The organism is Brevundimonas diminuta 3F5N (assembly GCF_900163625.1).
Taxonomy (GTDB): Bacteria; Pseudomonadota; Alphaproteobacteria; order Caulobacterales; family Caulobacteraceae; genus Brevundimonas; species Brevundimonas diminuta_A.
In genome coordinates, this window is the sequence record NZ_FUIE01000014.1 from 1 (window position 1) to 8,690 (window position 8,690).

Genomic DNA, 8,690 nt, shown 5'->3' on the forward strand with positions numbered 1-8,690 from the left:
CCATGAGATCTCTCCTTTTCTAGGTCTCATGTTGCTCAAGCTGAGGCTTCCAACCATGGGAAGGTCAATACCCGTTTTTCTCTCTTGGATTCCCTTGACCCTGACAAGGTTGGAAGCCTCAGCTTGAGCAACATGAGACCTAGAAAAGGAGAGATCTCATGGAACTCCGAATAGAGAGCATGACTTGCGGGGGGTGCGCTCGATCCGTGACTCGGGCGATCCAGTCCGTCGACCCGAACGCCAGGATCGAGACTGATCCTGGTTCTCGGACGGTCAAGGTTGAGACGACGGCGACCTCGGCAGCTGTTCTGAAGGTTCTCGAAGAGGCCGGCTATCCGGCGGCTGCGGGCTGAGAACTCGAGGTTCAGGTCTGGCCTGGCGTCGCGAATAAAAGCCATGGCCCGCCGCGAGCATCCTCGCGGCGGGCCTTTGTCATTGGGTCTCGATCGTTAGGGTCCGAACCTGCGGCAGAGGCTCTTCCGGGGTAAAGAAGGCGTCGGCGTGCATGTCCGCACTCCGCAGGCCGCGCGCAAAGGTCGTCGCCATCGCCGCGTCCACCATCTGCGGCGGGCCGGCGACATAGGCTTTCCAGCCGTTGAGGTCGATGAGGTCTTCCTCAACAGCCTGTGTCACGTATCCGCTCCGATGTTGTGCGGACGGCTCTTCGGACAGAACAGGCGTGAAGATCAGGTTGGGATGCTGTCTGGCGAGAGCCCGGAAATGCTCGACAAGGTAGAGATCGCGCTCGGCCCGAACCCCGAAGTAGACATGGATCGGTTGCCTCATGCCGTGGGCGAGGGCGGTTTCGACAATCGACTTGATGGGCGCGAGCCCTGAGCCGCCGGCGACGCACAGGATGGGGCCGGAATGATGCTGGCGCAGGGAGGAGGAACCAAGGGGGAGTTCCAGCGCGACCTTGTCGCCGACGCTCAAGGCGCCGTGTACATGCTCCGACGCGGCGCCTCCAGGAACACGACGAATGTGGAACTCGAAGCTGTCGTCGCCTGGACGGCCAGCCATGGAGTAGCTGCGCGCGGGAACCCCGTTGAAGCCGACTTGCGCATACTGTCCGGCGGCGAAATCCAGGAACGCGCCTTGATCGGGGGCGATCCGAACCAATTTAATGTCGTGGGTGAGGTCTTCAAGTCGGCTCACGACGCCGGTCACGCGGCGTGAAGCTTGGACGACCTCCGCCTCGTCGCTGCCGAGCCAGGCCACGGCTGTATCCGTCAGGGGAAGCGCCCGACAGGCTAGGATAAGGCCCTCTCCCTTCTCTTCATCTGTGAGGGCGAAGCGCGAATGCGGGAGTAGTTCTACCTCTCCTTCGATCAGCCGTGACTTGCAGGCGCCGCAGCGCCCGGACCTGCAGCCATGGGGGTAGGGAATATCGGCGGCGAGCGCCGCCTCCAGGAGAGTCTGACCCTCCTGGACTTCGGGACTGCTTCGTGCTTGCCGGATGTCAACGCGTCTGGCTGTCATGCCCGCTTCCTCACAGGCCTTGCAGTCCAAGCGCCCTGATCAGGCCGGGCTTCTGACTCTGGAATGTGCCGTAAAAGATGTCGGCGCCGACGATGCTGATGGGGGCGACCCGGACCCCCGTGCGCGCTTTGGCCTCCTCAGCGATCTGCGGGTCGGTGAGATCGCGTTCTTCAAAGGGGATGCCTTGCTCGCCGAGCCAGCGCTTGAGCGCATGGCAGTCCGGGCAGGTGGGGGTCGTGTAGATGAGGATAGGGGGTGTGCTGGCGTCCGTCATGGTCGTGCCCTTTTCTGAATTCGACGGTGTTCCTCGCGGGTCGAACGGCTGCGGCGCCGCCGGTGGAGAGGAAGATTGCCGTCAGCGTGGGGCTTCCAGCGCTGGCAAGGTCAAGAGGAGCGAAGGAACGGGGAGAGCTGAACAACCGGATGGAGACGATGGGTGTTTTCATGCGCCAGCAGCGCCTGCTTTCGCTTCAGGCCGGCGCTGTATCCTGTCATCTGGCCGTGAGCCGACAGAATTTTGCGGCAGGAGATGAGGATGGACGGGGGAGCGCATGGCGCGTGCGGAGGTAGGCGGTTCCATGCGCTTGGCGAGCTCGCCGTAGGACAGGACAGATCCATAGAGCGTGTCGCGCAGGGCTCGCCAGGCCCGCTGAGGAAGGCGCTGCCTTGCGGCTCCAGATCGAGGTCGAAGCGGCGACGCCTGCCGTCGAAATATTCGGCCAGCTGGAGCGCCACGTGTGCGACTGCTTCAGGAGCGTCTGCGCCGGAAATGAACATAATGCCGCGCACAAAACCAGCGTCACAGCAGAGCTTCAATAAGCGCTATCCGGGACCGCCAAATCATATTCCACAGATAGCAGGTTGCGGCCTCATTTGCCGGGGCTTGGCCTGTTAGGGTCTCCTGGCACATGAGAGGTAAGAGCGATGAAAGAGTCCAAGGGAAAGCCGAAGAAGGCTAAACTTAAGATCAACGCCTCCAATCCAAGCGTGAAGAACTTGGTCGACAAGGCATCCGCCGGATCGAAACAGTCAAAATAATTCGAGGTCCGTTGATTGGATCAGGATCTTCATTGAGAAGATATTGCGATTGTTATTTTTCGACCTTGCGTCAATGATGATCAATCACCATATCAAATAGGTCGATCTTCTTGCGTAACGCTGCTGCCCTTTTCTGCACGATGCACAGAGGTTCAAAAGCCGTTCCCACCCAGACCCGACAGGCGTCAGAGGTTTTTTCTGCCGCCAACGCTATATGGAGGTCTGAAAATGGCTACCGGCACAGTAAAATGGTATAACTCAATCAAGGGTTACGGCTTTATCGCACCCGATGACGGAGGCAAGGATGTCTTCGTGCACGCTTCCGCGATAGAGGCCTCCGCGTTTTCCTCTCTTAATGAAGGGCAGAAGCTCGACTTCGAGGTCGAACTGGACGCTCGCAGCGGTAAGGAATCCGCAGCCCGCCTTGCGGTGGCGGCCTAGGGCGACATCGTCTCCTTTCGCGATGACAGGATCTCGTTCGACGGCGTGGTGACTGGCGTGCTTCCTCTGGGAGCGCGCCGAGTCAGGTTGGAAAACGGCCATGTCATCACGGTCCTGCCCAGCCTTAATCGACCGCTCAGGACCAGCGTCCTGGGGGACGAGGTCAGGGTTGAGATCGGCTTCAACCAGTTGAAGGGGTGGCGCTTGACGCGTCGCCCCGACCCTCCGGTTGAAGGACGCGCCTATGTCGCCTCTGGCTGAGAGAATCCCTCTGATCAGCGATACGGATTTGACGGCTTTGCGCTTCAATGCGCAGCGGCTGGTTCAGCATGGGCTGCCGCCGCAGATCGCGGCGGCAGCTGAGCTTCTTCCGCTGATCGACGTCGAGGTCGCCAGGTGCTCCGCTCTTCCTAAGGGCCTGCGATGAACGCGGCTCGCGCATGCCCCGGAAAAGGGCGACCTCGCCTGCATCGGGGCATCAGACGGCCTTGCAGCCGCATTCGAAAGACTCCCGATGATCGAAGAAAATTTCGTGCGACTTTACGCTTGTGATTTTGTCCAGATGGCTGTGCGATCGGGTCTGGGCCAGGATGTCGATGCGGCGTTGCAACGACGACTGGCCGAAGCCAGAACGCATGCCGTCGTTATGGATAACCACAAAAGCAAGGGGCATCTCGCCGCCTTGATCAACCGGGTTCGAGACGAGGCAGGTCGTGTCGACAGCCGCGCGGTGCGCCATGGAGACGACCCAGCGCTGACGGCTCATCAGCGGTTTCGTTTCCTCTCGGGCGTCGCCGAGGCTTTGGGCGCGTCCTCGCCAACACGTTCGCCAGATCGGCTCTCGGCCCGGCGGGCGGCAGACGACGCCAAGCCCTGCAACTTCAAGGCGCAGGCCGATACGCAACATGTCGATTGAAGGCCGGGCGCCCCGGCTGGCTGTGCTGATCGGCGCCGAGAACGAATGCGCATACGCGATCTGGCCTGATCGGATCTACGGAAGCGTGGCGACCTTCGCGGGCAAACCCGCTAAGCGCGCTTTCGGATTTCGTGCCAATGTCCGGTCCTGGCGCAGGAACGAACTGGTGGTTGCTTATCGTCGTTTCAGAAGGTCCGCGATGGAGCGTTCGATGGCGATTGTATCCACGTCGTTGAGACCTTCGCCGGCGACGTGACCCCAGTCGGTTTCCAAGATGCGAAGCTCGGCCCCGGGAATACGTCTGGCTTCTTCTGCAGCGTCGGCGACCGGGAAATAGAGATCGCTTGAGGCGGGCATGATGACGGTGTCAGCCTTGATCGAACCCAGGGCGAGGTCGAGATCACCCTCGTAGGTATCGTTTGCGCTGATGTCCGCGTGCTGACCCGTCCAGATCTGCGCCAGCAAGTTATTGGCGTCGCGTTTGAGGAACCAGCCTTCCCAGAAGTCCGTGAGGAAATCTTCCATGGAGGCGTATCCGAGCACCGTATGATCCAGCCGTCTTCTGAAAAAGCCCTGTGAAAAGCCCCAGGCCGCATAGACGCGGGCCGCTGCGCGAAGCCCACGCTCGGGCTGGCGGTCATAGAGTCCATTCTGGAAGTCTGGATCCAGCATGATTGCGGCGCGGATGCTGTCGAAGAAGATCGAGAAGTGCCGCGATGTGCGCGCAGCGCTCTGGAAGGTGAACAGTCTCTTGACCTGATCGGGGAAGGCGGATGCCCATTCGAAGGCCTGGGACCCGCCCAGCGACCAGCCGATCGCCATATGAAGACGATCTATGCCCAGCCCCTGGGTCACGAGGCGATGTTGCTGCAGGATATTATCCCGGATGGTTACGTGCGGAAAGCCAGCCTTGGGAAGGGGGCTATTGCTCGGGGAACTGGACAGCCCTGAACCCAGAGCGTTCGGGATGATGATGAAGTATCGATCTGGATCCAGGGCGCGACCGGGGCCGATGAGCCAGGCCGCCTCTTCGTGGGTGGCGGCGAAGGAGGTCGGGTAGATGATGGCGTTATCCCGGGCCGCGTTGAGCGCGCCATAGGTCTGATAGGCCAGTCGGGCGCTGCGGATTTCTCCACCAAACTGAAGCTGGATGTCGCCGAGATTGAAGGTTTGGTGCGTCATGAGAAACCGGGCAGGAATTTGAAAAAGGCGCGGATGCGTGAGTTCAACGAGGAGTGCGAGCGAGACTGGACCGGGCGACGAGCGCCAGGCCCAACGCCATGAGCGTCAGGCAGGCCGCAAGCAGGATGTTGGCCTGAAGGTCCAGCCGATCGACCACCTGTCCTCCGGCGAAGGATCCCAGGGCGATGGCGATATTGAAGGCGGCGACAAAGAGCGAGGTGGCGACCTCGATGGCGTCCGGGGCGGCCCGCATCATCCAGGTCTGCAGACCTACCGAGACACCGCCATAGGCGAGGCCCCACAGAACCAGAACGAGGGCTCCGCCCGAGGCTGTTCCCTCCAGGGTGTGGAAGGCGAACAGGGTTGCAGCCAGGACCGCTGAAATCAGGATCAGGGTTCCGCAGACCCGTCGTGAGGCCATGGCGCCTGCGACGAAGTTGCCTGCCACGCCGGCCGCGCCATAGGCGAACAGAAGCGGGCCGATCCATTGTGCGGGGGCGCCGGACAGGTCCTGCAGTAAGGGCCTCACAAAAGTGTAGGCCATGAAGTGACCGGCCACGAGCAGAAGGGTGATTGTCAGGCCCAACCAAATCGGGCGGCGCGTCAGAAGGCTCAGGAACTGCTGCGGCCGAACCGTCTGCGTGACCGGGAGAGATGGAAGAGTCTGAAGGTTCAGTAGAAGGACAAGCCCGCTGAAAACGGCCATGGCGCCGAAGGCTGTGCGCCAGTCGGTGATGTCCGCGATGATGACGCCTATGGGCACGCCGAGGACGGAGGCGGCGGCGACGCCGCCGAAGATGACGGCGGTCGCCAGGCCCTGCGACTGTGGCGGGACAAGGCGCGGAGCCAGGCCGCCGGCGATGGCCCAGACGCCGCCCATGCAAAAGCCGACCAGTATGCGCGCCGCGAGCAGCCAGCCCATCGACGGCGCCAGAGCGCAGGCCAGGTTGGCGATCGCCAACAAACCGAGAAGACCGCTCAGGATGCGGCGCCGGTCCACGCCGCCTGAGGCGACTAGAACGACTGGCGCGAAAACGCCCGCCAACAACGCCGGAAGGGAAATGGCCAGGCTGGCGACGCCGATGGAACTCCCGAGCGACGCCGCCATGGGCGTCATGAGGCCGACAGGCAGCATCTCGGTCGTGACAACGGCGAAGGTCGACAGGCCGATGGCGACGACAGGGACCCATCTGGGCGCATCGGTCTCAATGCGCATTCTCTCTGTTGTTCCAGACGACATCGTCGCGTCTCCGTTCTGTGGTTGCGGAGACATGGCTGGGCTCTCTGGCGCGATAAACCGCCTTCTCATATATGGTCTTGGGACGAAATGGACCCAATGAGGCGCCTGTGCTGGATCAGTTGAGCGACGTGACGGCCTTTGTGCGGGTCGCCGATGCCAGGAGCTTCACTCAGGCGGCCGAGCGAATGGGCCTGTCACGGTCCGCCGTCGGCAAATGCGTCGCTCGCCTGGAGGAACGCCTAGCCACACGCCTGATTCACCGCACAACGCGAAGCGTCGCCCTGACGGAAGAGGGGCGGCTCTTTTATGATCACGCCGTCAGGATTCTCTGCGAGGTCGAGGACGCCGAGGCGGCGCTGGCCCAACGACATCAGGCCCCCAAGGGCAGGTTGCGGCTTGATGTGCCGATCGCTCTGGGGCGCAGACACATCCTGCCGTCCCTCTATCGCTTTCTGGCGAAATGGCCCGAACTCGAGGCCGATGTGACCCTGTCGGATGACTACCGGGATCTGGCGGCGGACGGTGTCGACCTGGCCATTCGTGTCGCCGGGCCGACTGACAGCGGCTTGATCCGGCGCGCGCTCGCTCCACACCACTTCATCACCTGCGCGGCGCCGGCCTATCTGGAGGCCAGGGGGCAACTCGCCGCCATCGATGACCTTCAGGCGCACGACAAGGTCGTATTTACGGTTGGCGGCAGCGTCACGCCATGGCGCTTCAGGGTGAACGGCCAGGATAGAGAAGTCTGCGTCCATGGGGCTTTGAGGCTGAACAACAGCGAAGCCGTGCGCGATGCCGCCCTGGCGGGGCTGGGATTGGTTCAGCTGGGTGCCTTCCTGGTCGGCGAAGACATCCGCGAGGGGCGTCTGACGCCGGTCCTGACAAATTACCGTCGCGAGGAAGCGCCGGTCAGCGCCGTCTATCCAACCCGCCGGCATCTCTCACCCAAGGTGAGGATGTTCATCGACCATATCCATGCCGAATGGTCTGCGAAGCCGCCCTGGAGATGAGCAGAAATGGAGATGCCGATGGGACTGACTGACGTCTTTTCGTCTCTGAAACAATGTCCGTTCCTGGCGCAGTTCAGTCATTCATGTCCCGAAGATCGATCCGTCAGCGCATTCGGGGCGTATCGGTCAGGAGCTTATGGAGCTGAGCCGTGAATATAGCTGCCCCCTACATTTTGACCCTCCTCGTCTTCGCCGTGATCGACTCGGCCTGGCTCGGCAGCATGGGGAACCGGCTTTACCGCCCCCTGATCGGCTCGATGCTGGCGGACAACTTCAGGCTGGCGCCGGCGGTCGCCTTCTATGCGCTCTATGCTGGGGGCCTGACGCTCTTTGCGGTCCTGCCGGGCCTTGCCGAAGGCGGGTGGAAGAAGGCGCTGCTGTGGGGCGGACTGTTCGGCCTCTTCGCCTATGGGACCTACGACCTGACTAATCTGGCCACGCTCAAGACCTGGAGTCTGAAACTGTCGCTGATCGACATGGCTTGGGGCGTCTGCGTCAGCGCCGTTTCGTCATCGATTGCCTGCGCTCTGGCCATGCGGCTGCTGCGCGTCGTCTAACGACGCGGTGTGCGAAGGAAGAAGCGGCTGGTGCGGGCGGCGTAGGCGGCGAAGGCGTCGGGTCGCGAACGGCGCATATGGGCCTCCAGCAAGGGGACGCCCGACACATGGTTAAGCAGCCAGTAAATGTAGGCAGGACCCGTCAGTGCCAGCCAGCCCCAGGGCCAGGCGCCGCTGACGTCGATGGCGAACACCGGCCAGGCGCACCAGCCCAGCCACTCGAAGAAATAGTTGGGGTGCCGTGACCAAGCCCAGAGGCCGGTGTCGCAGACGCGGCCTCGATGGGCGGGATCAGCCTTGAAGGCGGCCAGCTCACGGTCGGCCACACCTTCGCCCAGCAGGGCGGACATAAAGATCAGGGTCGCGAAACCATCCTGCAGGGTCAGGCCGGGCATCGGGTTGCGCGCCGCCAGCAGTACGCTGAGCGCCAGGAAGGCGGCGGCCCCGGACTGAAGCATCAAGAAGCCGAACATCCGGGCCTGGAATCTGTCGCCCCATTCGGTGCGCAGCCGGGCGTAGCGCGCGTCCTCGTTTTCGCCGGTGGCGCGACGTGCGATATGCAGGCCCAGCCGCAGGCCCCAGAGCCCGATCAGGCCGGCGATCAGCCATTGGCGGTATGACGGCTCCACGCCGCCGAGAGGAAAGAGGGCGACGCCGACGCCAGCCATACCGAGGCCGAAGGACCAGAAGGCGTCGGCCCATCCGCCTTGGCCGGTGCGGCGCTGAACCGCCCAGGCCGCGCTCATGACCAGAACGAGAAACAGCGTCGCCGCAAACCAGAGCGGCAGCAGGGCGATCACAGCCGTACGAAGGGCTGCATCAGCCGC

Annotated in this window: 11 protein-coding genes and 1 pseudogene; 5 read left to right on the forward strand and 7 right to left on the reverse strand. The window is 62.6% G+C overall.

Going from position 1 to position 8,690, the window contains the following annotated elements; all coding sequences use genetic code 11:
• Positions 1-158 precede the first annotated feature (158 nt).
• Complete coding sequence (locus FM111_RS01755; protein ID WP_087139017.1) at positions 159-353, forward strand: heavy-metal-associated domain-containing protein; 195 nt, start codon at positions 159-161, stop codon at positions 351-353.
• Between the two features lie 79 nt (positions 354-432).
• Here FM111_RS01755 and FM111_RS01760 read toward each other — a convergent pair whose 3' ends face one another.
• The 4 genes and pseudogenes from FM111_RS01760 to FM111_RS16595 all read right to left on the reverse strand — a co-directional run bounded on the left by FM111_RS01760 (position 433) and on the right by FM111_RS16595 (position 2,194).
• Complete coding sequence (locus FM111_RS01760) at positions 433-1,218, reverse strand: FAD-binding oxidoreductase (protein ID WP_256968051.1); 786 nt, start codon at positions 1,216-1,218, stop codon at positions 433-435.
• A 27-nt stretch (positions 1,219-1,245) separates the two neighbouring features.
• Positions 1,246-1,479: pseudogene (locus tag FM111_RS16485) on the reverse strand (2Fe-2S iron-sulfur cluster-binding protein); the annotation flags it as partial.
• Positions 1,480-1,489: 10 nt separating this feature from the next.
• Positions 1,490-1,753 carry a glutaredoxin family protein gene (locus tag FM111_RS01765; RefSeq protein WP_087139019.1) on the reverse strand — a complete coding sequence of 88 codons (264 nt, stop codon included), beginning with the start codon at positions 1,751-1,753 and terminating at the stop codon, positions 1,490-1,492.
• 168 nt (positions 1,754-1,921) lie between these two features.
• A complete protein-coding gene (locus tag FM111_RS16595) occupies positions 1,922-2,194 on the reverse strand; it encodes an MGMT family protein (protein ID WP_373407950.1) in 273 nt (90 codons plus the stop codon).
• Positions 2,195-2,745: 551 nt separating this feature from the next.
• Here FM111_RS16595 and FM111_RS01775 point away from each other — a divergent pair.
• Together FM111_RS01775 and FM111_RS16105 are read left to right on the forward strand one after the other, a co-directional pair.
• On the forward strand, positions 2,746-2,958 hold the full coding sequence (locus tag FM111_RS01775; protein WP_087139020.1) for a cold-shock protein: 213 nt from the start codon (positions 2,746-2,748) through the stop codon (positions 2,956-2,958).
• 514 nt (positions 2,959-3,472) lie between these two features.
• Positions 3,473-3,874: a hypothetical protein gene (locus FM111_RS16105; RefSeq protein WP_143276022.1), complete on the forward strand. Its 402-nt coding sequence runs from the start codon at positions 3,473-3,475 to the stop codon at positions 3,872-3,874.
• Between the two features lie 174 nt (positions 3,875-4,048).
• Here the strand turns inward: FM111_RS16105 and FM111_RS01790 are convergent, their stop codons facing one another.
• Both FM111_RS01790 and FM111_RS01795 read right to left on the reverse strand, forming a co-directional pair.
• Complete coding sequence (locus FM111_RS01790; RefSeq protein WP_087139023.1) at positions 4,049-5,056, reverse strand: alpha/beta fold hydrolase; 1,008 nt, start codon at positions 5,054-5,056, stop codon at positions 4,049-4,051.
• Between the two features lie 43 nt (positions 5,057-5,099).
• On the reverse strand, positions 5,100-6,272 hold the full coding sequence (locus tag FM111_RS01795) for an MFS transporter (RefSeq protein ID WP_087139024.1): 1,173 nt from the start codon (positions 6,270-6,272) through the stop codon (positions 5,100-5,102).
• Positions 6,273-6,403: 131 nt separating this feature from the next.
• Here FM111_RS01795 and FM111_RS01800 point away from each other — a divergent pair, with 131 nt between their 5' ends.
• A complete protein-coding gene (locus FM111_RS01800; protein ID WP_218779155.1) occupies positions 6,404-7,306 on the forward strand; it encodes a LysR family transcriptional regulator in 903 nt (300 codons plus the stop codon).
• A gap of 149 nt (positions 7,307-7,455) precedes the next feature.
• Entirely contained in the window at positions 7,456-7,863 is a 408-nt protein-coding gene (locus FM111_RS01805) for a DUF2177 family protein (protein WP_087139026.1), read from the forward strand.
• On the opposite strand, the gene FM111_RS01810 is transcribed toward FM111_RS01805, so the two are convergent.
• Positions 7,860-8,690: DUF1295 domain-containing protein (locus FM111_RS01810; protein ID WP_306299132.1), on the reverse strand; the 831-nt coding region annotated here is incomplete at its 5' end. The two genes, FM111_RS01805 and FM111_RS01810, sit on opposite strands and share 4 nt — an antisense overlap.

What these genes read in the sequence shown, in the direction of transcription:
- FM111_RS01755 (WP_087139017.1), top strand. Translation starts at nt 159, where the DNA reads ATGGAACTCCGAATAGAGAGCATGACTTGCGGGGGGTGCGCTCGATCC.
- FM111_RS01765 (WP_087139019.1), bottom strand. Translation starts at nt 1,753, where the DNA reads ATGACGGACGCCAGCACACCCCCTATCCTCATCTACACGACCCCCACC.
- FM111_RS01775 (WP_087139020.1), top strand. Translation starts at nt 2,746, where the DNA reads ATGGCTACCGGCACAGTAAAATGGTATAACTCAATCAAGGGTTACGGC.
- FM111_RS16105 (WP_143276022.1), top strand. Translation starts at nt 3,473, where the DNA reads ATGATCGAAGAAAATTTCGTGCGACTTTACGCTTGTGATTTTGTCCAG.
- FM111_RS01790 (WP_087139023.1), bottom strand. Translation starts at nt 5,056, where the DNA reads ATGACGCACCAAACCTTCAATCTCGGCGACATCCAGCTTCAGTTTGGT.
- FM111_RS01795 (WP_087139024.1), bottom strand. Translation starts at nt 6,272, where the DNA reads ATGCGCATTGAGACCGATGCGCCCAGATGGGTCCCTGTCGTCGCCATC.